Source organism: Kitasatospora sp. NPDC059599, from assembly GCF_042735125.1.
Classification (GTDB): domain Bacteria; phylum Actinomycetota; class Actinomycetes; order Streptomycetales; family Streptomycetaceae; genus Kitasatospora.
The window spans coordinates 89,963-114,605 of the sequence record NZ_JBHWCL010000011.1; the positions used below are offsets into that span (position 1 = coordinate 89,963).

General features: G+C 73.6%; 18 protein-coding genes. 9 read left to right on the forward strand and 9 right to left on the reverse strand.

Annotated features, from left to right (window positions below; genetic code table 11):
* Positions 1–465: 465 nt before the first annotated feature.
* The gene (locus tag ACFV04_RS06455) at positions 466–1,194 is read right to left on the reverse strand and encodes a TetR/AcrR family transcriptional regulator (RefSeq protein WP_380527194.1); all 729 of its coding nucleotides are present in this window, start codon (positions 1,192–1,194) and stop codon (positions 466–468) included.
* 89 nt (positions 1,195–1,283) lie between these two features.
* Between ACFV04_RS06455 and ACFV04_RS06460 the strand changes: the two genes are divergently transcribed.
* The 3 genes from ACFV04_RS06460 to ACFV04_RS06470 all read left to right on the forward strand — a co-directional run bounded on the left by ACFV04_RS06460 (position 1,284) and on the right by ACFV04_RS06470 (position 5,536).
* A complete protein-coding gene (locus ACFV04_RS06460) occupies positions 1,284–2,144 on the forward strand; it encodes an SDR family oxidoreductase (protein ID WP_380527196.1) in 861 nt (286 codons plus the stop codon).
* 328 nt (positions 2,145–2,472) lie between these two features.
* Positions 2,473–3,495: a polyprenyl synthetase family protein gene (locus tag ACFV04_RS06465; protein WP_380527197.1), complete on the forward strand. Its 1,023-nt coding sequence runs from the start codon at positions 2,473–2,475 to the stop codon at positions 3,493–3,495.
* A 430-nt stretch (positions 3,496–3,925) separates the two neighbouring features.
* Positions 3,926–5,536 carry a cytochrome bc complex cytochrome b subunit gene (locus ACFV04_RS06470; protein ID WP_380527221.1) on the forward strand — a complete coding sequence of 537 codons (1,611 nt, stop codon included), beginning with the start codon at positions 3,926–3,928 and terminating at the stop codon, positions 5,534–5,536.
* Between the two features lie 57 nt (positions 5,537–5,593).
* On the opposite strand, the gene ACFV04_RS06475 is transcribed toward ACFV04_RS06470, so the two are convergent.
* Together ACFV04_RS06475 and ctaD are read right to left on the reverse strand one after the other, a co-directional pair.
* Positions 5,594–5,983 carry a cytochrome c oxidase subunit 4 gene (locus tag ACFV04_RS06475; protein WP_380343449.1) on the reverse strand — a complete coding sequence of 130 codons (390 nt, stop codon included), beginning with the start codon at positions 5,981–5,983 and terminating at the stop codon, positions 5,594–5,596.
* Positions 5,980–7,650, reverse strand: a complete 1,671-nt coding sequence (gene ctaD / locus ACFV04_RS06480) for a cytochrome c oxidase subunit I (protein ID WP_380343451.1) — start codon at positions 7,648–7,650, stop codon at positions 5,980–5,982. The genes ACFV04_RS06475 and ctaD overlap by 4 nt, the downstream gene beginning before the upstream one ends.
* A 553-nt stretch (positions 7,651–8,203) precedes the next feature.
* Here ctaD and ACFV04_RS06485 point away from each other — a divergent pair.
* The 4 genes from ACFV04_RS06485 (at position 8,204) to ACFV04_RS06500 (ending at position 14,803) form a co-directional block, all read left to right on the forward strand.
* Complete coding sequence (locus ACFV04_RS06485) at positions 8,204–9,319, forward strand: TIM44-like domain-containing protein (RefSeq protein ID WP_380527223.1); 1,116 nt, start codon at positions 8,204–8,206, stop codon at positions 9,317–9,319.
* Between the two features lie 530 nt (positions 9,320–9,849).
* Positions 9,850–11,496: a DUF4157 domain-containing protein gene (locus tag ACFV04_RS06490; RefSeq protein ID WP_380527200.1), complete on the forward strand. Its 1,647-nt coding sequence runs from the start codon at positions 9,850–9,852 to the stop codon at positions 11,494–11,496.
* An 8-nt stretch (positions 11,497–11,504) separates the two neighbouring features.
* Positions 11,505–12,359, forward strand: coding sequence for a hypothetical protein (locus tag ACFV04_RS06495; protein ID WP_380527202.1), 855 nt, complete (start codon positions 11,505–11,507; stop codon positions 12,357–12,359).
* A gap of 245 nt (positions 12,360–12,604) precedes the next feature.
* Entirely contained in the window at positions 12,605–14,803 is a 2,199-nt protein-coding gene (locus tag ACFV04_RS06500; RefSeq protein ID WP_380527203.1) for a SpaA isopeptide-forming pilin-related protein, read from the forward strand.
* 87 nt (positions 14,804–14,890) lie between these two features.
* Here ACFV04_RS06500 and ACFV04_RS06505 read toward each other — a convergent pair whose 3' ends face one another.
* The 6 genes from ACFV04_RS06505 to ACFV04_RS06530 all read right to left on the reverse strand — a co-directional run bounded on the left by ACFV04_RS06505 (position 14,891) and on the right by ACFV04_RS06530 (position 21,657).
* Positions 14,891–15,730: a DUF1295 domain-containing protein gene (locus tag ACFV04_RS06505; RefSeq protein ID WP_380527205.1), complete on the reverse strand. Its 840-nt coding sequence runs from the start codon at positions 15,728–15,730 to the stop codon at positions 14,891–14,893.
* Positions 15,731–15,788: 58 nt separating this feature from the next.
* Positions 15,789–17,075 (reverse strand): class I SAM-dependent methyltransferase, encoded by a 1,287-nt coding sequence (locus ACFV04_RS06510; RefSeq protein WP_380343465.1) that lies wholly within the window; start codon positions 17,073–17,075, stop codon positions 15,789–15,791.
* Positions 17,072–17,932, reverse strand: coding sequence for a DUF1365 domain-containing protein (locus ACFV04_RS06515; RefSeq protein WP_380527207.1), 861 nt, complete (start codon positions 17,930–17,932; stop codon positions 17,072–17,074). The genes ACFV04_RS06510 and ACFV04_RS06515 overlap by 4 nt, the downstream gene beginning before the upstream one ends.
* Positions 17,929–19,260 carry an NAD(P)/FAD-dependent oxidoreductase gene (locus tag ACFV04_RS06520; protein ID WP_380527225.1) on the reverse strand — a complete coding sequence of 444 codons (1,332 nt, stop codon included), beginning with the start codon at positions 19,258–19,260 and terminating at the stop codon, positions 17,929–17,931. The genes ACFV04_RS06515 and ACFV04_RS06520 overlap by 4 nt, the downstream gene beginning before the upstream one ends.
* Positions 19,261–19,410: 150 nt before the next feature.
* Complete coding sequence (locus tag ACFV04_RS06525) at positions 19,411–20,190, reverse strand: sigma-70 family RNA polymerase sigma factor (protein WP_380527209.1); 780 nt, start codon at positions 20,188–20,190, stop codon at positions 19,411–19,413.
* Positions 20,191–20,415: 225 nt separating this feature from the next.
* Positions 20,416–21,657, reverse strand: a complete 1,242-nt coding sequence (locus ACFV04_RS06530) for an NAD(P)/FAD-dependent oxidoreductase (RefSeq protein ID WP_380527211.1) — start codon at positions 21,655–21,657, stop codon at positions 20,416–20,418.
* 276 nt (positions 21,658–21,933) lie between these two features.
* Between ACFV04_RS06530 and ACFV04_RS06535 the strand changes: the two genes are divergently transcribed.
* Together ACFV04_RS06535 and dacB are read left to right on the forward strand one after the other, a co-directional pair.
* On the forward strand, positions 21,934–22,365 hold the full coding sequence (locus ACFV04_RS06535; protein ID WP_380343476.1) for an SRPBCC family protein: 432 nt from the start codon (positions 21,934–21,936) through the stop codon (positions 22,363–22,365).
* Positions 22,366–22,985: 620 nt separating this feature from the next.
* Positions 22,986–24,599: a D-alanyl-D-alanine carboxypeptidase/D-alanyl-D-alanine-endopeptidase gene (gene dacB, locus ACFV04_RS06540; RefSeq protein ID WP_380343479.1), complete on the forward strand. Its 1,614-nt coding sequence runs from the start codon at positions 22,986–22,988 to the stop codon at positions 24,597–24,599.
* Positions 24,600–24,643: the final 44 nt, after the last annotated feature.

The following is a 24,643-nucleotide window of genomic DNA, read 5'->3' on the forward strand; positions in this document are numbered from 1 at the left end:
TGTGCGGTCTCCATCGCGTCCACTGCTGACGATGTGCTGACCGCAGATGGTCCTCCACACCCCCGGCCTGGGAAGAAACGCAAATCACGTGGTACGTGGCGGAACTTCATCGGGCGGCCCCACGCGGACGTCGTCCGGGCGCGGGACGAGTGGCAGGCCGCCTCCGACCGCTTCGGCGAGGTCCAGGGCTACCCCCGCGACCGCCTGCCGGCCCCCGAACTCCCCGGCACCCCCTCAAGCCCCGCGGACGAGTACGCCGACCTGGCTGTTCATCGGCATGGACCAGCCGGATGGACCGGCGGTCCACACCACCCTCACGACGACAGCACGACCTCGATCCGGCCCGCGCGGGCATCATCCTGCGTGGGTCGACGCCTCACGGACTCCGACCACCCGTGCCCATGCCCGGTCGGACCGATGCCGACTCAATGCCGGCTTGCCGACGGCTCGCCAATTGACGCGCGATCAGGCACGCGGAGCGCCACCGTCCGCCGCCAGGCGCGTGAGCCACTCACGCAGCAGGCGCTGCTCCGCGTCGCTCAGGACATCGGAGTCGTCGGGGAGGGCGGCGCGCAGCGCGCGGGCCGCCGCGGCGGGACCGGACTCGGCGGCGGGAATCGCGGGCTCGGCGCGAGTGACGGCAGCGACCATGGACTCGCGCAGGACGGTCAACAGCGCCGGGTTGCGGCGGTCCGCGGGCGTGGAGTGCCAGGTGGTGACTGCGCCCTCGCCGGTTGCCCGGATGATCTGGGCGGCCAGTTCCTCGTCGACGCGCAGCCATCCCCCGGCCGCCAGCCGGCGCACCCGCCCGTGGAGGATCTCCAGGCCCGAGCGGTGTGCTGCGTCCGATCCCGGGCTGGTGGCCCGGCTCATCACCGCGAACAGCTCGGGGCGGGAGACCCCGAACTCGACCACCACGTCCCAGCCGCGCCGCAGCTCCTCCACCGGGTCCTGTGAGGCGGGGTCGAGCTGCGCGCGCTTCCTCTCCAGGAACTGCGCGTAGCCGTGCTCGGCGACGGCCTCGAGGAGCCCCTCCTTGTCGCCGAAGAGGCGATAGATGGCCGGCGGCTGCGTTCCGGCCGCGGCGGCGACCGCGCGGGTGCTCACCGCGTCAGGGCCGCCGTTCTCCAGCAGCTCGACGGCTGCCTCGACGATGCGGCGCCGAGGGTTGTCGGTTGAGTCACGCGTAGCCATGAACCGATGGTACCGAAGATCTGTTCCCATCGGAATTTCCAGTGTTACCATTGAAATGATTCCACTGGAAGCATCGTCGGGAGAACCTCGTGATCATCGTTACCGGAGCCACCGGAAAGCTCGGCCGCCGCACCGTCGAGCGCCTCCTGGAGCGCGTCCCCGCCGACCGCGTCGGCGTCAGCGTCCGCGACCCCCGCAAGGCCCAGGACCTCGCCGACCGCGGCGTCCGTGTCCGGCAGGGCAGTTTCGACGACCCCGACACGCTCGTGCACGCCTTCGAAGGAGCCGAGCAGCTGCTCCTCGTCTCCCTCGACCGCACGGGCGAGGAGTGCGTCAGCGGCCACCGTGCCGCCATCGACGCCGCCGTGAAGGCCGAGGTCGGCCGCATCCTCTACACCAGCCAGACGGGCGCCGCCCACGACTCCCGCTTCCCGGCCTGCCGGGACCACGCCAGGACCGAGGACCTGCTGCGTGCCACCGGCCTGCCCTGGACCGCGCTGCGCAACGGCTTCTACGCGGCCAGCGCCCTGCAGTTCCTGGAGTCCGCCCGCCACACCGGCGATATCGCCCTTCCCGCCGACGGCCCTGTCGCCTGGACCGGCCACGACGACCTCGCCGAGGCCACCGCGGCGATCATCCTCGATGAGGGCCGCTTCGACGGGCCCACCCCGCCGCTCACCGGCCCGGCGGCACTCGACTTCGACACCGTCGCCGAGATCGCGTCACAGGCCACCGGGCGCCCCTTCACCCGCACCGTCGTCCCCGACGACGCCTTCCGCGAGCAGGTCCTGGCGCACGGCGTCCCGGCCCCGATCGCCGACCTGCTGCTGGGCATCTTCGACGCAGCGCGGAATGGCGAGTTCACCACGGTCGACCCGACGCTCGCCGAGCTGATCGGACGGGAACCCGCCACCTTCCGCTCCCAGTTGGACCATGCCTGGGCCGAATAGATCCAGCGGGGCACACAGACGGCCCGGCCTGACTCGGCGCCCACGAAGGCTCGTTCTCCGTCGCCCGGGGCCGTCGATCGCAAGATCGGCGGCCCCGGGCACAGACCCCGGGCTCCGCACCGGATTCCGCACCATCCCGAAGGTTCCCGTGCGCCACCCCCAATCGGTGCTGGTCACAGGATGTCGCCGGGTCTGCCGAGGGTGGCGCGCCGGGCCCGTGCCGGGTTGCGGCAGTCTCGGCATCGGGGCGTCATGGCAGGAGAGACGCGCCAACCGCTGTACCGGGCGTGGGACCTTCCGTGGCAGCTCAAGAGTGCAGGAGACCTTCATGCAGACCGTGCGCACCTCGCAACAGATCAGCCAGGACGTCATCGCCTACATGGAACCCGCCCTCCGCGCGGCCGTGGCCAGGCTCGACGAGCCGGTGCGGCGGATGACGGAGTACCACTTCGGGTGGGTGGACGCCGGAGGCGGTCCGACGTCACCGGTCGGATTCCGGCGGCGGCCCGCGCTGCTCGCCCTGCTGTGTGCGGGGAGCAGCCCACAGGCATGGGACGCGGTCCGCACGGCGGCCGTCGCCGGCACACTGATGTCGGCCGGTGGGACGGTCCACGACGACATCATCGACCGCGAGATGCTCCGCAAGGGCCGGCCGACCCTCTGGGCGGAGTTCGGTGAGCCGGCCGCGATCCAGGTCGGGGTCGCGCTGCACTGTCTCGCCTTCGAGCTCCTTGCGGAGACGGGGGACCGGGTCTCCGTGGAGCTGATCGCCCGGGCCGCGCGCGCGATCCGGGAGTGCTGCTCGGGGCAGGTCAGCGACCTGGAGTCCGAGGGCACCTCCACGATGAGCCTGGACCTCTCACTGGAGCTGCTGGAAAGCACCATCGCCCGGCCCACCGCCGGTGTCTGTCTTGCCGGTGCGCTGGTGCGGGGCGCGGGCGAGGAGGAACTGGTCGCCTCCGAGCGGTTCGGCCACCACGCCGGGATGGCGATGGCCTTCTTCGACGACTGGGAGGGTGTCTGGGGCACTTCGCGCGACGCCCTCGAAGATCCGCTGGCCGACCTGCGGCGACGCAAGTCCCGGGCCTTCGCCGCGGTGGCCCTCGGCAACGCCGGCCCGGCCCGTGACCAGCTCGCCGCCTTCTACGACGACGCCTCCGAACCGACCCTCGACCGGCTCCGGCACGTCGCCGGCCTGATCGAGGAGTGCGGAGGCCGCGCCTGGGTGGAGGCGCAGATCCGTGAGCACATCGGGCTGGCCCTCGCCGTCCTGCCGCGGGCTGTCCCGGACCCGGTGGCGCAGGCGGAACTCGCCGCGTTCGTCAGCGCCATCGCGGACGAGCTGCGCTGACGGAGGTCGCGAAGGGCGCGAGCCTCCGGGGACGGGCGGCCCCGCTCCCGACCGCCCCCGCAGCGCTGCGCCGGGGGGTGTCCGGAGCTCGTGGGCGGCCCCTCCACCGCCGCGCCCGCATCCGGCTGCGCCGCTGGACCAACGCCCGGTGAAGCGTCGCCCCGGCTCGTCCACCCATGCGCACCGGCCTGACCGGACCGGACCGGGGTCCGCTGTCGCTTCCGCCGACCGCAGCCACCGCGTGACCGCGGGTGGGCGGGCCGCCGACGTGCGAGGACGGACACACAGGCTTCCGTGTCGTCCGGGTGAGAGTTCCGGAGCCGGGGCGTGCCCCGCCACCCCGGCGGCACGCACAGGCTATGCCTGTCGGGACGAGCGGAGCCGGCGGATAGGACAGGAGCGGACGGTGCTGTCCAGGACGAGGGCCCGGATGCGGGAGGGAGCCGGGCGGGCGACGGAGGCGACCGCGGTCGCGCTGGACCGGCGCCTGCCCCTGTTCGACGGCGCGAAGGGAGTGGTCCGGAAGATCTTCCCTGACCACTGGTCCTTCCTGCTGGGCGAACTCGCGCTCTACAGCTTCGTGCTGCTGCTCCTGACCGGCGTGTTCCTCACGTTCTTCTTCGATCCCTCCATGGCGGAGGTGGTGTACCGCGGCCGCTACGCACCGCTGGAGGGGATCCGGGTGAGTCAGGCCTACTCCTCGACCCTCGCGATCAGCTTCGATGTCCGCGGCGGCCTGCTGGTCCGCCAGATGCACCACTGGGCGGCCCTGCTCTTCACCTCCGCCATCGGCGTCCACCTGCTGCGGGTGTTCTTCACCGGGGCCTTCCGTCGCCCCCGCGAGGTGAACTGGCTGATCGGCCTGACCCTCTTCCAGGTCGCCCTCCTGGAGGGCTTCGCCGGCTACTCCCTGCCGGACGACCTGCTCTCCGGCACCGGCCTGCGCACCGCGCAGGGCTTCGTGCTGTCCGTCCCGCTGGTCGGCAGCTACCTGGCCTCCTTCCTGTGGGGCGGCGACTACCCGGGGCAGGACATCGTCCCGCGGCTCTACACCACCCACATCCTGCTGCTGCCCGGCCTGCTGGTCGCGCTGATCACCGCGCACCTGATCCTGGTCTTCCACCTGACCCACACCCAGTGGGCCGGGCCGGGGCGCACCAACCGGAACGTGGTCGGCAAGCCGCTGTTCGCGACGTTCACCGTCAAGACGGTCGCCCTGATGATGGCGGTCTTCGGCGTCCTGACGCTCGCCGCCGCGATCGCCCAGATCAACCCGATCTGGCAGTACGGGCCGTACCGCCCGGACCAGGCGTCCACGGACGCGCAGCCCGACTGGTACATGGGGTTCATCGAGGGGGCGCTGCGGCTGATGCCGGGTGCCGAGACGAGCCTGTGGGGCCACACCGTCTCCTGGAACCCGCTGATCCCGGCCGTCCTGTTCCCGCTGCTCTTCTTCGCCTGCCTCTACGCGTACCCGTTCCTGGAGCAGTGGGTCACCGGGGAGCACGGTGAGCAGCACCTGTGCGACCGGCCGCGCAACCGGCCCACCCGGACCGCGCTGGGGGTGGCCGGGACGGTGTTCTACGCGGTCCTGCTGGTGGCGGGTGGTCAGGACGTGGTGGCGCGGCTCCTGGACGTGTCGGTGGAGGGCCTGGACCGGGTGCTGCGGGTGCTGGTGTTCGTCGGTCCGGTCGTGGCGTTCTGGCTGGCCAAGCGACTGGCGCTGGCGCTGCAGGCGCACGAGCGGGAGCTGCTCGTGGAGGGGGCGGAGTCCGGGTTCGTCCGGCAGGGCATCGAGGGCGGCTTCCACGAGGGGAACCGACCGCTGCCGCGCGGCCGCCGGTACGCGCTGACCGTGCGGAACATGCCCCGTCCGCTGCCCGCACCGGCGCGGGGTGCGTCGCGGCGGGAACGGCTGCGGGTGCGGGTGAGCCGCTGGTTCTACCGGGACCGGGTGGAGCTGCCGACGCCCGCGGAGATCGCCGGGGCCGCGCCGGAGGAGGGCGTGACGCCCGACCGGGCCGGCGTGCCGGGCGACTGAACCCCGGGGGCGACCTCGCCCGCCGACGGGCGACCGGTGGCGGTGGGCGACCGCGTGTCAGTCCTCCCGGCCCGCGTACTGGAAGTACGCCCCGAAGACTCCGGCGGCCGTCACTCCGGCGCCGATCAGGACGATCCACAGCGCGTAGACCACCCCGAGGCCGAGCAGGGCCAGCCCCGCCGCGGTGAGCGCCGGGTAGTAGCTGCGGGGCCCGAAGAACTCCAGCGGGCCGGCGCCCTCGACGATCTGCGCGTCGGTGCGGTCCTGGGGGCGTCCGCTGTGCCGGGTGTGCTGGACCCAGAAGAAGAACGCGACCAACGTCGACATCAGGAAGGCGATGGTGAGCGCGGCCTTGCCGGCGGGCTCGCTCGCGAAGTAGCCGTAGACGACGGCGGCGGCGCCGAAGAACGCGGCGATGCCACCGAACAGGCAGGACTCGCCCTTCACCGGCTCTCCTCCAGGGCGTCCATGGCCTGCCGTGAGTAGTCGGGGTGGTGGAGGTCGAAGGCCGGGCCCTCGGACCGGATGCGCGGCAGCGCGTGGAAGTTGTGGCGCGGCGGCGGGCAGGAGGTGGCCCATTCGAGGGAGCGCCCGTAGCCCCACGGATCGTCCTCGGTGACCTTCGGCGCATACCTGGCCGTGTGCCAGACGTTGTAGAGGAACGGCAGGGTGGACGCGCCGAGCAGGAACGCGCCGATCGAGGAGACGGTGTTGAGGGTGGTGAAGCCGTCCGAGGCGAGGTAGTCGGCGTAGCGGCGGGGCATGCCCTGGGCGCCGAGCCAGTGCTGGACCAGGAAGGTGGCCTGGAACGCGGGCAGCAGCAGCCAGAAGTGGATCCGCCCGAGCCGTTCGTCCAGCATCTTCCCGGTGATCTTGGGCCACCAGAAGTAGAACCCGGCGAAGGTCGCGAACACGACCGTGCCGAACAGCACGTAGTGCAGGTGGGCGACGACGAAGTAGCTGTCGGTCACGTGGAAGTCGATGGGCGGCGCGGCCAGCAGCACCCCGGTCAGCCCGCCGAGGAGGAAGGTGACCAGGAACCCGAGGGAGAAGAGCATCGGTGTCTCGAAGGACAGCGAGCCGTTCCACAGGGTGCCGACCCAGTTGAAGAACTTCACCCCGGTCGGCACCGCGATGAGGAAGGACGCGAGGGAGAAGAACGGCAGCAGCACCTGGCCGGTGGCGAACATGTGGTGCGCCCACACCACGGCGGAGAGTGCGGTGATGGCGATCGTCGCACCGATCAGGCCGTAGTAGCCGAAGACCGGCTTGCGGCTGAAGACCGGCAGGATCTCGGTGACGATGCCGAAGAAGGGCAGCGCCACGATGTAGACCTCGGGGTGGCCGAAGAACCAGAACAGGTGCTGCCAGAGCAGCGCGCCGCCGTTCGCCGCGTCGAAGACGTGCGCGCCGAACTTGCGGTCCGCCTCCAGGCAGAGCAGCGCCGCGGTGAGCACCGGGAACGCGAACAGCGCCAGGATCGAGGTGAACAGCACGTTCCAGGTGAAGATCGGCATCCGGAAGAGGGTCATCCCGGGGGCGCGCAGGCACGCGATGGTGGTGATGAAGTTGACGGCGCCCAGGATCGTGCTGACGCCCGCCACCGCCAGGCCCATCGTCCACAGGTCGGCGCCGGTGCCGGGGCTGTGGACGGGCCCGTTGAGCGGCGCGTAGGCGAACCAGCCGAACGCGGCGGCGCCGTCGGTGGTCAGGTACCCGCCGACGACCATCAACCCGCCCAGCAGGTAGACCCAGTACGTGAAGGCGTTCAGACGGGGGAAGGCGACGTCCGGCGACCCGATCTGCAGCGGCATCACCGCGTTGGCGAACCCAGCGAACGTCGGCGTCGCGAAGAGCAGCATCATGATCGTGCCGTGGATGGTGAACAGCTGGTTGTACTCCTGGTTGCTCATCAACTGCATTCCGGGGCGAGCGAGTTCGGCGCGCATCAGCATGGCGAGCAGGCCGGCGAACAGGAAGAAGCCGAACGCGGTGGTGAGGTACAGGTTCCCGATCACCTTGTGGTCCGTGGTGCTCAGCCAGCGCAGGACCGCCCGGCCGCGCCTGAGCCTGGTGGCGGATCCGGCCGGAGGGGCGGCGACGGTGCCGGTCATGCGGCGGCTCCTCGGTGAACGGGCGGACCGACGGGTGCGTGTTCATGGAACCACCTACCGTGACGACCGCACGGCAGACCCGCCCGGCGCCGCCCGGCCCACGCCGCGCGGCCGGCGCGGAGGACGGCTCCGTTCCCGCAGGTCTGGTCAGGGCCGCGCCGGCGACCGCCTCGCCGCCCCCGAAGGCGGGCGGCGGGGAGTCCACACGGCACTCACGGTGAGTGATCAGCGCGGGGCAGTGCGCGAAGGCCGACCCCGACGATTCCCGGGCGACCCGGCTTGTAGGCTCTCGTGGAACAGCTCTGATTCTTGAAGGGGGAGCCCGGTGCGCGCCCGTCGGTGGACAACTGTGGTCGCTGGAGTCGTCGCGCTGAGTAGCCCGACGGTCGCGTACGCCCGCGGCGGGGGCGGTAGTCACGGCCACGGGTCCGGGGGCAGCGGGGGCGGCGGCAGCAGCCACGGCAGTGGCTTCCACGGGTCGGGCGGCGGCGGCTTCGGTTACGGATTCGGCTCCGGTGTCGGAGCCGGTGGCGGTGGGCTCGTCGCCCTGTTGGTGATCGTGGCCGTGGTCCTCCTGATCCTGTGGTTCGCGCACCGGCGCCGGAAGGCGGCGCAGGCGGTCGGTCTGAACACGGTGTCGGACCGTACGGCGCACCGCGCGGACGCGCAGGCGCGCGAGCGCGCCGCCCGGGTCGGGGCCCGGGTCGACGCCATCGCCGACACGGATGCGACCTTCGACCGCGCCGAGCTCGAGAGCCGGGCCGTCTGGCTGTACGTGACCGCCCAACATGCCTGGACCCACCACGATCACGCCACGTTGCAGCAGATCCTGTCCCCGGTGCTCTACGGCAAGTGGGCCGACGAGCTGCGGGACTACGAGTCACGCGGCGAGGTCAACGTCGTGGAGATCGTCTCCGGCCCGGTGGTCGAGCTGGTCGACGTCGCGAACCGCGCGGGCGAGGTGAACGACACCGTCACCTTCCGGATCACCGCGACGCTCAAGGACTACGTACGCCGCAGCCACGGCCCGGACGCCGTGCGCAAGGACGGCTCGACGCGCCCGGTCGAGTACTGGACGCTGCGCAAGAGCCGGGCCGGAGAGTGGATCGTGTCGTCGGTGGAGCAGGCGGCCGAGGGTGCGCACCACCTGACCAGCGCCATCGAGACGGACGGCTGGGACCAGAAGGAGGTCGCTCGCGAGGCGGTGCTGGAGGTGGCCGGGAAGACCGCGGTCAAGGGTGCGAGTGACATCCTGTCGCTCACCAACATCTCGTGGAGCACGGATGCCGACACCGCCGTCGGCGATCTGAGCGTGCTCGACGGCCGGTTCGACAAGGCGGTCTTCGAGGTCGCCGTCGAGCGGTTCCTCGAAGAGTGGGTCATGAACGACGGCAGCCTGGACTTCACGTCCGTGCGCACGGTCGACCGGACCGTCATGCGTAACGCCGTCGTCAGGTCCGTCACGGTGCGCTCGCTGGTCTCACGCGACCCGATCGTCCTCCGTGTCGCGGTCGACGCGGAGGGCGTCTACTACGAGGTCGACCGGCGCACCGAGCAGGTGCTCCGTGGCGACGCACACAAGCGCAGGCCGCTCACCTTCGCGTTCGATCTCCGGCTGGACGACACGTCGACCGAGGCGTGGACCGTGATCGCCACCGACGTGGAGTAGCTGGAGCCCGCGCCGGGGCCGCGCCGTACGTGCGGTCGCGCCCGGCCCTGCTCCGGCCCCAGGGATTCTCGCGCTTCGCCCGGTGGATCCCGGTGAGCCCGGCACTGGACCCTCCCACCGTAGGGGAGTCCACCATGACGGCGTGCGCGACGAACTTCTCACCATCGGGCGCGTGGCCCGATGACCGCCAGGCACCGGTCGTTCGTTCTCACCGTTCCGAGGGACCTGCCGCCCCGCACGAACGGATCGTCCCCGCCGTCACGGCCTGCGCCGACGCCTTCCTCGACCCGCCCATCGCCAGCCTCGGTCACCGCGGCATCGAGAAGGCCGGGAAGCTGGTGGGCACATGGCTCCGGCGCACCGACGACCCCAGTCGGCCCTGCGCCGGCCCGTCGGGTCCGCCTGGCCGTCTGGTCCGCCAGTCCGCGGGCTCCGCAACCGCCGGCCCGTCGGCGGGTGCCCGTACGGGTACCCGAAGGGGCACCCGGGTCTGCCCTTCGGTCCCTGGCGCCGCGGCCACCGCGCGCGTTATGCAGGAAGGGTTGCTGTTCCACCGCCGGAAGAGGCCCCCCTTGCATGCCCCCTTGCACGCCCGACACACCAGGGCCCAGACCTCCGGACGCACCGGAACGCCGGTCCGTACGCCGCGCGCGGGCGGCCGGGCACCGGGGCCGGACCTGATGGCGCTGCAGGCGACCGCCGGGAACCGGGCCGTCGTCCAGATGCTCCGTCAGGCGGCGGGCCCGGCCGGGCGGACCGGCGCGGCGGTGCAGCGCTCCGCCGTCCACGACGTCCTGAGCACGCCCGGCCGGCCGCTGGAGGCCGCCGTCCGCTCCGAGATGGAGGGCCGGATGGGCGCCGACTTCTCCGCCGTCCGCATCCACGACGACAGCGCCGCCCAGGCCTCCGCCGCCGAGGTCGGCGCCCGCGCCTACACCTCCGGCAACCACGTCGTCATCGGGGCGGGCGGCGGCGACCGGCACACCCTGGCCCACGAGCTCACCCACGTCCTCCAGCAGCGCCGGGGCCCCGTCGCGGGTAGCGACAACGGCTCCGGGCTCAAGGTCTCCGACCCGTCCGACCGCTTCGAGCGCGAGGCCGAGGCCAACGCCGTCCGGGTGATGCGCAAGGCGGTTCCCGGGTCCGCCGCCGCCGACCGGGCCGCCGGGGAACGGGCCGGGCAGCACGCGCACGAGGACGAGCACTGTGCCGGCCACGGCGCGGGCCCCCTGGCCGGGGAAGCGGTCCTGCAACGGGCGGCCGCCTTCCAGCCGTTCAGCAACATGACGGCCGGCAACACGGCGATCGGCGGCATCCAGACCGACGTGCTGGGCGAGGCCGGCCTCGTCTACGCGGGCGGCGGAACCCTCGGCAACTGGGTCTACCTGGAACGGATGCTCAGCAACACCGGGGGCGGATCGTCGCCCGGCGAACCCGCGGACATCACCGCCATCAGGACCGTCGACAGCGGCCTGGTGCGCGCCAACGGGCAGCAGAACGCGGCCACCGCGATGCACGCGATCAACGGCGACTTCACCGCCGGCGCCAACGACACCGCCACGAACATCTTCATGGGCTCGGCCAAGTCGAACACCCAGGAGCACTTCAACAAGGTCGAACGTCCCATCCGCGCCTCGATGCAGAGCGGCACCCACGGACTCGCCGCGGGCTACGAGCAGTGGATCGCCGCCAACCAGCCGATCGACCTCGGCGACGGCAAGATCGGCTTCACCGCCCCGGGGCAGACCGTCCAGGGCACCCAGTCGAGCGCGACGGCCCTGGCGCCCTACCAGCAGTCGCACCCGACCGTCACCCACGTCCTGGACCCGGCCGCCCCCATCAAGAACCCCAACGCCAGGTGGCCCAAGATGATCCACTACCGGGTGACACCGCACTACACGTACAGCAGCGATCCGGCACAGTGGCCCCAGTTCCTGAAGGACAACCTCGCGGCGGCCCAGCAGCTCGTGGACGACGAGCAGCTCAAGCCGGTGAACCAGCAGGACCAGCAGGCACTGGCCAACGAGATCGCGGCCATCAACCTCCTGAAGCTGCGCGCGCACCAGCTGTTCCCCGCGACGTACACCTGCGAGGCCGACTACTACCTCGCCTCCTACAACCCGCAGGCGCCCTGGTACCACGGCCACGACCTGGACACGTACGACGCGGAGGTCTGAGGTAGCCCATGCACGACGACCAGCACGACGACCGACCCGGCGGCGAGCACGACGGCGAGCACGACGGCCCCGGCCGGACGGCGCGCCCCGGGGTCTTCCTCGCCCACGCGCCCGCGGACGCCGACCGGGCCGCCGCCCTGGACACCCGGCTGCGCGCCGGCGGCCTCCGGACCGCCCTGGACGAGTCCCGCGACCTCTCCGACGAGCTGCCGGCCGAACCGGTCCTGCAGGAACTGGGCGCCTGCGGGCTGTTCCTGCTCGTCTGGTCCCGGGCCGCGGCCGACGACCCCCACGTCCTGGAACAGCGCCGGTACGCGGCCTCGTTCGACAAGCCCTGCCTGGTCTGGCCGCTCGACGCGACGGCCCTGCCGCCCGGGGAGGGCCCGGTCGAACGGCTGCCGGCCGGCAGTGACGACCGGGCAGTGGACGCCGCGGTCCACCGGCTGCTCGGCACCCGGCCCTCCGACGCCCGGCCCGCCGACGCGCCCGGGGCGGGCCCGGCGGGCTCCGGGGCCGTGGAGCCCGGCCACTGGACGATCGAGAGTGACGACCCGTCCGGGGAGTCCCTGGACGTCGACCTCACCGCCTCGGCGGACGCGGCCGTGCCGGACGACTCCGTCGAGGGCGGCCACCTGACGGGCACCCACCACCGGGCGGGACTGCGGGGAGAGGTCACCGGCCGCTGGTGGTTCGCCCCGGAGGAGGGCCGGCTCGACCTGGAGCTGTCGTCCTCCTTCGGGCTGCGCCCGCTGCGCGAACGACGGCACCTCCGGATCCTGGACGTCGACGGCCACACCCTCACCGCCGAGGACCTGCACGGCATCGCCGACCCTCGGCACTACCGGCTCACCCGCGACCACTGACCCGGCCCCTCGACGGGCGGGGAGTCACCGGCGAACACCCGCCCCGCTCCCCGCCGTGACACCGCACCGACCCACCGCCGCGCCGCCACACCGGACCCACCACCGCCCCGCCCGTCGCGACGGGTTGCAGTCGCGACGGGTTGCAACCGATCGGGTGCACTGGACGCACGTTCAGACGAAGGCGCCCACCGATCGCAAGCGCCCGGTCCTCCGGCCCAGAAGACTTCAAGGGCTCCACTGTCCACATGGGTGAGAGGACCAAGGTGAAGTCCAGTCAGAATCCGGTGACCGCCGTCCGCTGGAGACGCCGGCTCGCCAGGGCGGCGGGTACCGCCCTGACGTTGACGCTCGTGCCCTTCGGCATGTCGCTCGTCGCACCGCAGGCCGCGAGCGCGGCCACGCTTCCGGGCGGGCTCGGGCCGTGCCTGGGCGCGAACTGCCCGGCAACGTTCCCGCCGGTGAACAACGGCCCCTTCGCGGGCCGCGACGCCGGTGTCAGCATCTTCGTCGGCGGCGACTTCAACGTCCGGGGTTCGGCCGCGGAGGCCGAGGGCCACGTGGTGACCCTCGGCAACTTCGACATGAACAAGGCCGCCGGAGCCAGCGCCGCGTACAACGTCGGCATCGCCGGCGTCGGCTCACGCGTCCCCCCGCCCGACGGCGCCGACTTCCTCACCGCCGGTGGCAACGTCACCGTGGCACCGGGCCAGCGGCTCCTGGCGGACGGCGGCGTCGTCCGCTACGCGGGCACGGCCACCGGCACCATCACCGGCACCAAGACCCAGGACGCGCAGGCCGTCGCGGCCTACGCTCCGCTGCGCGGCCGGCTGCAGACCGCCAGCGAGTGCTACGCCGGGACCGCAACGCCCCGCCCCGCCACGGGCACCGCCGTCAACCAGGGCTACCAGACCCTGTTCACCGGTGACGACACCTCCGCGCTGCAGGTCTTCAACGTCGACTTCGACATCGCCGGCCGCGGCGGCTCGACGCAGGGCATCGCCTTCGCCGGCATCCCCTCGACCGCGACGGTGCTCGTCAACCTCGTGGGCGGTGCCCGCACCATCAACACCTACAGCGGCAGCCTCCAGGACACCGACCCCTGGAACCAGCTCCGCGAGCGCCTCCTGTGGAACTTCCCCACCGCGACGTCCGTCACCCTCACCGGGTCGGGCCAGTTCCAGGGCAGCGTGCTGGTCGGCAACCCGGCCAGCTCCACCACGGTGAACCTGCCCGGCACCGCCGGACGGTTCTTCACCACCGGCTCCCTGCTGCACAACTCCGGTTCGGGCATGACCGGCACCGAGTTCCACGCCTACCCCTTCAACGGCAACCTGCCGGACTGCGGCAACGCCCCGGCACCCACCGCCGCGACCAGCGTGACGAAGGCCGACTCCGCCACCTCGCAGCCGCTGGCCGGCGCCACCTTCCAGCTCTGGCGCGAGACCAACGGCATCCCCGGCCTGCAGACCACCGGCGTCAACCCGGACACCGCCGTCGGCTCCCCCTGCACCACCCCCGCCAACGGCGTCTGCACCGCCGACGGCCTCCCCCTCGGCACCTACTACTGGCAGGAGACCGCCGCACCCCCCGGCTACGACCTGCCCGAACTCAACGTCTCCACCGTCATCCTGAACACCGACGGCCAGGACGTCCCGGTCACCGTCGCCGACACCCCGACCACGGCCCCGACCGGCTCCACCACGGTCACCAAGACCGACTCCGCCACCTCGCAGCCGCTGGCCGGCGCCACCTTCCAGCTCTGGCGCGAGACCAACGGCATCCCCGGTCTGCAGACCACCGGGGCCAACCCGGACACCGCCGTCGGCTCCCCCTGCACCACCCCCGCCAACGGCGTCTGCACCGCCGACGGCCTCCCCCTCGGCACCTACTACTGGCAGGAGACGGCCGCGCCCCCCGGCTACGACCTGCCGCAGCCCGCGGTGAGCACCGTCGTCCTCGACACCGGCGGGCAGAGCATCCCGGTCACCGTCAAGGACACCAAGCTCAGCACGGAGACCGGGTCCACCACCGTCACCAAGGTCGACGCCGACACCGGCCGTCCGCTGGCCGGCGCCACCTTCCAGCTCTGGCGCGAGACCAACGGCATCCCCGGCTTGCAGACCACCGGGGCCAACCCGGACACCGCCGTCGGCTCCCCCTGCACCACCCCCGCCAACGGCGTGTGCAGCGCGAACAACCTCCCCCTCGGCACCTACTACTGGCAGGAGACCGCCGCGCCCGACGGCTACGACCTGCCGCAATCCGCCGTGTCCACGGTCGAGTTGACGAAGGACTGCCCGTTCGTGGAGATCACGGTCCAGGACAGCCCGACGTGCCCCCCGGAGCCGTGCCCGCCCGACCCCTGCCCGCCGGACCCGTGCGACCCGGAGCACCCCGAGCCTCAACCGCATCCACATCCGTATCCACATCCGCACGGCACGTAGCCGCCCGCGCCACAGCCGCATGAGTGCCCGAACCCGGCCGGAGGAGCCCCGCTGTGGCTCCTCCGGCCGCGTGCCGACCGGCCTCGGTCACGGACCGGGCCCCGCCGACGGTGCGGACGGGCTTCTGCGGACCCGGCGCGGTGGCAGCGGCACGAAGCCGCTGGTCCGGGCGGCGTAGTCGGCCCAGCCGGGTCGCTGAGCTCCCAACTGCCGCTCCAGCATGGGCTTTCCGCTACCGAACGCGAGCAGCCAGGTCATCAGGAGCGGGCTCGGGACGAAGGCCCAGCCGACGGGGGTGTCCGCGGCGAGCAGGAACAGCCCCCACCACACGCAGGCGTCGCCGAAGTAGTTGGGGTGACGGGTGTAGCGCCAGAGGCCGCGGTCCATGACCCGGCCCCGGTTGGCCGGGTCGGCCTTGAACCGGGCGAGCTGACGGTCCCCCACGGCCTCGAAGAAGAGGCCGACCGCCCACAGTGCGGTGCCCGTCCAGGCGAGCGCACCGAGCGGGTGCGGAACGTACTGGGCGGCCTGGACGGGGAGGGAGACGAACCAGACGAGGGCCGCCTGGAGCAGGTAGACGATCCGCAGCGCGTACCGGGTGCGGGGCGGGCCCTCGGGGGCTCGGGCGAGCATGCGGGCGTAGCGCGGGTCCTCGGGCGCGCCCCGGGCGCGCCACCAGATGTGCGCGGACAGCCGCAGGCCCCAGACCGTGACGAGCACCGTGGCCAGCAGCCGGCGTCCCGGGTCCCCGGAGCCGTCGGAGAGCGCGTAGCCGGTCAGTGCCACGGCGGTGAACGCCAGTCCCCAGGCGACGTCCACGCCGCGGTGGCGCCCGGTGCGCACCCCGACGGCGAAGGCGGCGAGCAGGACGGCGAGGGCGACGGCGGCGGTGACCGCGAGGTTGACGGCGAAGGCAGTGGCGTTCACGGCCGCGCCCCGGATCCGCCGGGCCGGACGGCGGGCGTGCGGAGCGGGCCCGCCGCGCTCATGCCGTCACCTCCTCACGGGTCAGCACCACCTGCCGGACGTCCAGGTAGCCGGTGCGGAAGCCCGCCTCCGAGTAGGCGAGGTACAGCTCCCACGTGCGCCGGAACACCTCGTCGAACCCGAGGGCCGCGACCTGCTCCGACCGCTCGGTGAAGCGTTCGCGCCACAGGCGCAGCGTCTCCGCGTAGTGCGGCCCGTAGGAGTCGACACCGGTGACGCGCAGGCCGGTGCGGTGGGCGGCGGTCTCGGTGATCGCCTGCAGGGAGGGGATGAGGCCGCCGGGGAAGACGTACTTGAGGATCCAGGTGTAGGTGCGGCTGGCGGCGAGCATCCGGTCGTGGGGCATGGTGATCGCCTGCAGGGCGACCCGGCCGCCCGGGGCCAGGACCCGGTCCAGGGTGGCGAAGTACTCCGGCCAGAACGGCCGTCCGACGGCCTCGATCATCTCCACGCTGACCACGGCGTCGTACGTGCCTTCGGCGGCCCGGTAGTCGCACAGCCGGACCTCGGCCCGGCCGTCCTGCCCCGCGTCGGCGATCCGGCGGCGGGCGAGGAGGAGTTGCTCCTCGGAGAGGGTGAGGCTGACCACGCGGGCCCCGCGGGCGGCGGCGCGCACGGCGAGTTCGCCCCAGCCGGTGCCGATCTCCAGCAGCCGGGTCCCGGTGCCGACGCCGGCCAGGTCGAGCAGGCGGTCGATCTTGCGGTGCTGGGCGGCGGGCAGGTCCTCCCGGGTCGCGGCGGGCAGCGGGCCGGGAGCGGCCGGGAAGAGTGCCGAGGAGTAGGTCATCGTCGGGTCGAGGAACAGGGCGAACAGGTCGTTGGACAGGTCGTAGTGGCGGCGGATGTTGTGCCGCGCGTTCGTGGTGGTGGCGAGTTCCTCGGCCGGCGGACGCTTGACGCAGAGCCGGCGCAGCCACTGCGTCCCGGTCGGCACCAGTGTCTCGGGGGCGGCAGCCAGCCGGGTGAGCAGCGCGACCAGGTCGGGGCTGTCCCAGTCGCCGGCCTGGTAGGCCTCGCCGAATCCGATCAGGCCGCTCTCGCCGACCCGGTGCAGGAAGTCCTCGGGGCGGTGCAGCCGCAGGACCGGCGCTCCGGCCGGGGCGCGCCGTAGGGTCCGGCCGTCGGGGAGTTCGACGCGCACGCCGCGCTGTGCCGCCACCCGGTGCAGCAGCCGCCCGGCCACGGCGGCGCGCAGCGGTGCGTGCGGCACCCGGGCGACGTCCGGCCAGCGGGCGGGGTCGACGACGGGCACCGGCCGTGCCGCCGGGGGGACCGTGGTGGTCATGGGGTGGGCACCTCTTCCGTGGGCGTGGGCGTGGGCGGGGGCGGGGCATTGTCGGCACGCCGGGGCGGACGGTCGGGCGAACCCTGGCGGTCGGGCGGGCGCGGGTGGACGGGCGAACCCTGGCGGTCGGGCGGGCGCGGGTGGACGGGCAGGCCGCTGAGCCACAGCCGGATCCCCCGGTAGCGGATGTGCAGGCTGACGGCCCAGGTCGCGAACGGGTGGGTCAGCGCGGCGCGCAGCAGAGCGGCGGGGCCGGCCGGTCGCGCGGTGCCGTGGACGGTGGCGGTGAAGGCGCGGCCGCCGTCGCGTTCCAGGTGGACGGTCAGGCGCAGGCGCTCGCCCGGCTCGGGCAGCACCATCCGGTAGTGGCCGTCGACGGGGAAGAACGGCGAGACGGGGAAGTCCTTGGGGGTCTCGCCCTGCCCTTCGGGGTCGGGCGGCAGCAGGTAGCGGTGCCGTCCGCCGTACGTGTTGTGGACCTCGGCGACCGTGCACAGCGGGCGACCGGCGCCGTCGCGGCACCAGTACACGGTCAGCGGGTTGAACACGTACCCCAGCGAGCGGGCCTGGGTCAGCATCAGCACCCGGCCGTCGCCGAGCCGGACGTCGTGCCCGGCGAGGTAGCGCTCCAGCTCCTGACGGATCGTCAATTCCTCGCCGGAGGGCTCCAGTGCGTGGTCCTGCGGCCGGAACCTGGCCAGTGGCCGCAGCGGCCGGGGCACCGGCGGGAGGTGGTCGAGGTCCACCAGCCACAGGCAGCCGCGGTGCCGGAAGGCGGGACGTCGGGGTGCGGTGCGCACATGGGTGGTGGTGGTGTCGTAGAGGACCGCGCCCCACGGGCCCGGGAGGGTGGTCACGGTGCGCCCACCCCCAGCAGGGACCGTGCGGCCTCGATGCCGGAGCGGCAGCCGTCCTCGTGGAACCCCCAGCCGTGGTAGGCGCCGGCGAACGCCGTTCGCGTGGTGGTGAGTTCGGGCAGTCGGCGCTGCGCGGCGACCGTGTGCGCGGTGTAGATCGGGTGCTCGTACACGGTCCGCGAGACGACCAGGTCCTCGGGGACCGGGCGCTGCCGGTCCTCGTTGAGGGTGACCAGGTAGTCCTCGGCGGTGTCCAGGCGCAGCAGCCGGTTGAGGTGGTAGCTGACCCGCACCCGGTCCGAGGGCGCGTCGCAGTGGGGCATCCGGTAGTTCCAGGAACCGCGGGCCCACCGCGCGGCGGGCAGGACGGAGGGATCGCGGTGCAGCACGGTCGGGTTTCGCGAGTAGGCGAACGCGCCGAGCACCTCCAGTTCGGCGTCGGTCGGGTCGACGAGCAGCTGCAGTGCCTGGTCGGCGTGGGTGGCGATCACCACGGCGTCGGCCACGGTGCGGCGGCCGTCCCCGGAGATCACGGTGACGCCGTCCGGGTGGCGGCGCACCGCCCGCACGGGGGCGGACCGGTGGACGGCGGTGAGCCGCTCGGCGATCTTCTCGACGTACGTGCGCGAGCCGCCGACGACGGTGCGCCAGGTCGGCGAGCCGGTCACGGAGAGCATGCCGTGGTTGTCGAGGAACGCGAACAGGTAGCGCGCCGGGTAGTCGCCCGCCAGATCGGGGGCGCAGGACCACACGGCGGCGACCACCGGGGTCACGAAGTGGCTGACGAAGTACGGCGAGAAACCCTCGGCTGCGAGGAAGTCGCGCAAGCTGGGGTCACCCGCCGCCGGGGCGGCGAGGAGGCGGCGGGCGGCCCGGTGGAAGCGGGGCACCTCGGCGAGCATCCGCAGGTACCGGCCGCGCGCCAGGGCGTCGGGCTTGGCGAACAGACCGGCCGGCCCACGGGCGCCCGCGTACTCCAGACCGCACCCGTCGCACCGCACCGACAGGCTCATCTCGCTGTCCCGGGTGCGGACGCCGAGTTCCTCGAACAGCCGGACCAGGTGCGGGTAGGTCCGCTCGTTGTGGACCAGGAACCCGGTGTCCAGGGCCAGGGCCCGGCCGTCCGACCCGGTGGCCTCCTGGGTGTGGGCGTGGCCGCCGAGCCGGGCGTCCGCCTCGAACAGCTCGACCTCCGTCCCCGCCCGGGACAGCTCGTACGCCGCGGTGAGACCGGCCACGCCGGAGCCCACGACCGCGACCCTGCGCACCCGCGCACCGCCGCCGGCGGCGGACGGGACGACCTGCGTGGTGGAGACGGTGCCGGACATCGTCACAGGAGCCCTCCTGACGGGGCCGCACCCGCGGCCCGTTCTGTCGTTGCACCGAAGGTTCGGAACCGCCAGGGCTACGGATTGGCCCGACCTCCGGCCGGCACCGGCCGGCACCGGCGGGGCTCCCCGGGGCGGTGGCCCCGTCCCTCACCGTGCCGCCCTCGCCGCCCTCGCCGCTCGGCCGGCGCCGGGGCCCGCTGCCGCGACCGTCCTCGCAGCGCTCGGTCCGGCGGGGGCGGACGGCCGGGCGGGGCCGGACGATCGGGCAGGGCCGGACGATCGGGCAGGGGCGGACGGTCCGACGGGGCCGGACGATCGGGCAGGGGCGGACGCGAACGCGGTTCGGAGCCGGCCCAGGCCGTCCCGGATCCGCGTCTTGACCGTGCCGAGCGGAAGGTCCAGCAGGTGCGCGATCTCCCGCTGTGAGTAGCCGCCGTAGTAGGCCAGCACCACGGCCTCGCGCTGTGCTCCGCTCAGGTCAGCGAGTGCGGACCGCACCCGCAGGCGGTCCAGCGAGCGGACCGCCTGCTCGTCCGGCGGATCGGACCCCACCGCCTCCGGGAGGGCGGTCCGCTGCTCCCGGTCGGCGGCCGCCCGGGCGGAGCGCACGCGGTCCACGGCGCGGTGGTGGGCGATGGTCAGCACCCAGGTGGTCACCGTTCCGCGCTCGGGCCGGTAGGCCGCGGCGGTGCGCCACACCTCCAGCAGGACCTCCTGCGCCACCTCCTCCGCGTGGACCGGGCTGCGCAGGATCCGGAGCGCGACCCCGTACACGGGCCCGGCCACCGCGCGGTACAGCAGCTCGAACGCCGTGTCGTCGCCCCTCGCCGAGCGGGCCAGGAGGGCACGCAGGTCGTCGGCCGCCGCCCCGGGCCGCCCGGAGGCGTCGGCAGCACGACGAGTCCGTGCCGGTGTTCGCGAAGCCACAGACCCACCGTGCGACGTCCGACCCGAGGGGCCCACTCGCGGCGTTTGTGCACCGTTTCCCTCGCAGGCGACGTCGGGCCGCAGGCCGGTCCCCGCAACGGATCGCGAACCCGGGCCGCGCAGCGGATCGCACGCCGGTCCCCGCAGCGGCGCGCGCGCCGGGCCGCGCCGAACCCGGCGGCGGGCCGTGTCCCGGGCCGCGCGCCGCGCGCCCGATCCGTACGGTCACCGCCGCGAGCCCGCCAGATCCGCCGACACCTCCCGGGCCGCCCGCGCACCCGAGGCCAGCGCTCCCTGCACCGCGGCCGTCGCCCGGTGGTCCCCGCACACGTACCGGCCCGGCGCGAACCGCGTACTGCGGCTGAGCGGCAGCGGCGCCGGCCCGGCCGGCAGCGCCTCGGCGATCCGGTAGTCGGCCAGCGGGCGCCACGCCGAGGAGTCCACGCCGTACAGCTCACCGGCCCGGCGCCGGGCCGCCCGCTCGTCCGCCTCCGCACCCAGCACCGAGGTCGACACCAGTGCCCGGCCGTCCGGCGCGCAGCCCGGTACGACCTCCGACAGCACCACCGTGTTCAGCACCCGCCGCTGCGCGTCCACCACGAGCACCGGCTCGCGCAGCGGGCTGACCGACGCCACGTGGTAGAAGGTCGTCACCGCCCGCGCCGTCGGCACCTCCAGGCCGGGCAGCAACCGGGCCGCCGCCGCCATCCCGGTGGCCACCACCACGGCGCGCCCGCGCAGCACAGCGCCGTCGGCGAGCACCACCCCGTCGGCCGTCAGCCGTTCCACCGGCGCCCGGCACACCAGCCGCCCCTCCGGCAACCGCGCGGCCAGCTGCCGCGGCACCGCCCCGATCCCCTCCCCCGGCAGACACAGACTCCCGCGCACCATGCTGCGCCACACCAGGTGGAACATCCGGCTCGACGTCTCCAGCCCGTCCTCCAGGAACACCCCGGCCAGGAACGGGCGCAGCACGCCGTCGACGGTGCGCCGCGACACGCCGGCCCGCCGCAGCGCCCGTTCGGTGGTCGTCTCCGGCGCCCGTTTGAGCACGGCGGCGGGCAGCGCCGCGTCGCACAGCCCCAGCAGACCGACGGTCGCCAGGTCGCGCAGCGGCAGCGGCCCGTCGGGCAGCAGGCCCAGCGCCTGGGCCGGGCGACGGGTCGGGTCCAGCAGCCGGCGGGAGCGCCGCCCGTCGGCGAGCAGGAAGCCGGGCGTGAACGGGCGCAGTCGCAGCGCGCCGAGATCCACCCGGCGTCTGACCTGCGGATAGGAGGTGTTGAACACCTGGAAGCCGCGGTCGAGGCGGAACCCCTCCACCACGTCGGTGCGCATCCGCCCGCCCACGTCGTCGGAGGCCTCCAGGACCAGCACCTCCCGGCCCGCCGCGGTGAGGTCCAGCGCGCAGGCCAGCCCGGCCGGCCCCGCCCCCACCACGATCACCTCCACTGCCGTCTGCCGTGACATCGCGGCCTCCTCGTTCGGCTCGGCGCCGGTCCCGGCCCGGGTGGTCGTCCCGGACCGGCCACGTGCGATTCGGAGACCGGCGGTGGAACGGATTGGATCCGGGGCGGGCCGACTGCCGGCCGGCCCGCCGGGCGCAGCACCCTGGGCGGCGACAGCGGCGGCCGCGCATCGCGGTATCCGCGGACGCATCCACGGGCGCATCCACGGACGCGTCCGCGACGAAGAAGGGGCGTGACGGCCCGCGCCCTCGGCGGGCCGCAGCCGAGAGGAGTCCCGATGATCAACGTGGAACGCGCCATGGTGGTCGACCGGCCGGCCGAGGAGGTCCTGCGCTACCTGGCGGACTTCGGGAACACGCCCGGGTGGGACCCGGGCACCGAGAGCTGCGTCCGCCTGGACACCGGGCCGGTGGCCGAAGGGGCGCAGTGGCGCAACACCTCGCGCTTCAGGGGGCGGCGCACCGAACTCGTCTACCGCTTGGAGCAGTACCGGCCCGACCGGCTGGTGTTCGTCGGGCACAACCGCACCGTCCGGGCCACCGACGACATCACGGTCCGCGCCTCCCGGGGACGCACGCTCCTGGTCTACCGCGCCTCGCTGCGGTTCAACGGCCTCGCGCGCCTCGCCGCGCCCCTCCTCCGGGCCGAGTTCGAACGCCTCGCGGACGCGGTCGCGGATCGGCTGCCCCGGGTGCTGGCGGAGCGGTGACCGACGGACGGTGGCATGCCTCCGCGGCAGGCGGGGCTTGTGAGGTACGCGAGGCCTTGCGAGGTACGCGGGGCTTTGCGAGGTACGCGGGGCGTCCGGGGCCTGCGGGGCTTGCCGGAGCGATGCGTGCCGTGACCGAATCCGGCCCACCCGCAAGGGAGTTGCCGTCTGGCCACGGGGGCGACGGGCTGCCAGGCTCTCAGGCCTACCACTCCGGGCACTGAGGAGGAATCGCACGGTGGGTCCACGGCAGACGCTCTCCCGCCGGTCGACGGCCGCCGCCCTGCCGCCGGGCGGCGCGGCCCCGGCCCGCGCCCCGACCCGCGCCCCGACCCGCGCCCTGGCCGGCGCCCCGACCGCACAGCCGGCCGAACCGGCGCGGCGTCCGCAGGCGGCACCGCGGCCACCTCGGCGTGCACGGCCGGCACCGCCGCCGGTCCCGGTACCACCTCGACCGCCTCCGATCGGCTGACCGGTGGACTTTGCCGCCACACACCGTCAGCGCGCCAGCGGCTACCGAGAAGTACGCCGCCCGGGTTCCTACGATCCGCCCCATGAGCAGCCGGTCCGCACCAGCCTGCGACGGGTCTGCCGAACCCCAGAGACGACGGGACGCACACATGAGACGAACGATCCGCGGCCGCCTGCTGGCCTGGGCCGCCGCCGGCGCGACACTGGCCGCCGTGGCGGGCGCGACCGCCGCGCCCCCGGCGGCGGCGCACGACGACGACCTCGGGCCCGCCATCGAGGCGATCATGCACAAGCCCGGTTACGAGCACGCGCAGTGGGGCGTGCTGGAGACCGATCCGGCGACCGGCCAGGTGTTCCACTCCCGGTACGCGAACCAGTTCTTCGTCCCCGGCTCGACCGCGAAGCTCGTCACCATCTCGGGCGCCTGGCACGCGCTGGGCCCCGACCACCGCTTCTCGACCCCGGTCTTCGCCACCGGCTCGCGCACCGGCTCAACCCTCACCGGCAACCTGGCGATGGTCGCCCAGGGCGACCTCACGATGGGCGGCCGGACCAGGCCCGACGGGACGGTCGACTACACCTCGATCGACCACACCAGCGCCAACGACCTGCCCGGCGCGACCCTCACCCCCGAGAACCCGCTCGCCGGCCTGGACATGATCGCCCACCAGGTGCGGGCCACGGGGATCACGCGCGTCAACGGTGACGTCGTGGTGGACCCGCGGCTGTTCGCGCCCCCGGCGCTGGACCCACAGCCGACCCCGCTCATCATCAACGACAACGTGATCGACCTGCTGACCACCCCCAGCGCCCCCGGCGAGACCGCGCAGCTCATGTGGCGCCCGCAGGTCGCGCCCTACCAGGTCACCTCCACCGTGCAGACGGTGGCGGCGGGCGGCACCACGGACATCCGGGTCTCGGCCTCCCCCGACGGCACACGGATCACGCTGAGCGGCACCATCGCCGCCGACGCGCAGCCCGTGCTGCGCATCTCGAACGTCCAGGACCCGAACGCCTTCGGCCGCACCGCGCTGATCGAGGCGCTGGCGCGCGCGGGCGTGACCGTCTCCGCCGACCCCACCGGCCCGAACCCGGACGGCAAGCTACCGGCCTCGTACGACGGCGACCCGCAGGTGGCCGCGTACGTCTCCCCGCCGTACAGCCAGTACGCCAAGCTGATCCTGAAGGTCAGCCACAACCTCGGCGCCAACCTGGCCCTGTGCAACATGGCCGTGACGCGCGGGAGCAAGGACTGCTTCGACGGTTTCGGCGTCGAGCGCGACTTCCTCACCGACGTGGCGCACGTCGACCCGACCCAGTTCCAGCTCGCCGACGGACGCGGCGGCGTCTTCCAGGACCGCGCCACGCCCATCGGCCTCGACCAGGTGCTCGCCTACTGGCTGCGCACCCCCGACGCGGACGCCTTCCGCCACGCCCTGCCGATCCTCGGCGTGGACGGCTCGCTGGCGATCTCCTGCACCACCGACTGCCCGGCCCGGGGCAAGGTCTTCGCCAAGCCGGGGACCATCGTCGGCGCGGACGACCTCAACCAGCGGATCGCGTACAACGCCCAGGACCTGGCCGGCTACCTGGAGACGGACGACGGCTGTCTGCACCTGTTCTTCATCGGCGTGAACGGTGCCTCGGCCACCGACATCAACGACGTCATCCGCATCTTCGACGACGTCAGCCAGATCGCCGCGCTGCTCCAGGAGCAGGCTTCGGCCGGGCACCGCGCCCCGGAGCACGGGGCCGCCTCCTGATCCTGGGGGTCACGGCGTCCGGGAGGCGCGCGGTCGGCATCGAC

Bases quoted from the DNA above. Each gene is read 5' to 3' on its own strand.
- ACFV04_RS06455 (WP_380527194.1), bottom strand. From the start codon at position 1,194: ATGGCTACGCGTGACTCAACCGACAACCCTCGGCGCCGCATCGTCGAG.
- ACFV04_RS06465 (WP_380527197.1), top strand. From the start codon at position 2,473: ATGCAGACCGTGCGCACCTCGCAACAGATCAGCCAGGACGTCATCGCC.
- ACFV04_RS06470 (WP_380527221.1), top strand. From the start codon at position 3,926: ATGCGGGAGGGAGCCGGGCGGGCGACGGAGGCGACCGCGGTCGCGCTG.
- ctaD (WP_380343451.1), bottom strand. From the start codon at position 7,650: ATGACCGGCACCGTCGCCGCCCCTCCGGCCGGATCCGCCACCAGGCTC.
- ACFV04_RS06490 (WP_380527200.1), top strand. From the start codon at position 9,850: ATGCAGGAAGGGTTGCTGTTCCACCGCCGGAAGAGGCCCCCCTTGCAT.
- ACFV04_RS06495 (WP_380527202.1), top strand. From the start codon at position 11,505: ATGCACGACGACCAGCACGACGACCGACCCGGCGGCGAGCACGACGGC.
- ACFV04_RS06500 (WP_380527203.1), top strand. From the start codon at position 12,605: ATGGGTGAGAGGACCAAGGTGAAGTCCAGTCAGAATCCGGTGACCGCC.
- ACFV04_RS06510 (WP_380343465.1), bottom strand. From the start codon at position 17,075: ATGACCACCACGGTCCCCCCGGCGGCACGGCCGGTGCCCGTCGTCGAC.
- ACFV04_RS06520 (WP_380527225.1), bottom strand. From the start codon at position 19,260: ATGTCCGGCACCGTCTCCACCACGCAGGTCGTCCCGTCCGCCGCCGGC.
- ACFV04_RS06530 (WP_380527211.1), bottom strand. From the start codon at position 21,657: ATGTCACGGCAGACGGCAGTGGAGGTGATCGTGGTGGGGGCGGGGCCG.
- ACFV04_RS06535 (WP_380343476.1), top strand. From the start codon at position 21,934: ATGATCAACGTGGAACGCGCCATGGTGGTCGACCGGCCGGCCGAGGAG.
- dacB (WP_380343479.1), top strand. From the start codon at position 22,986: ATGAGACGAACGATCCGCGGCCGCCTGCTGGCCTGGGCCGCCGCCGGC.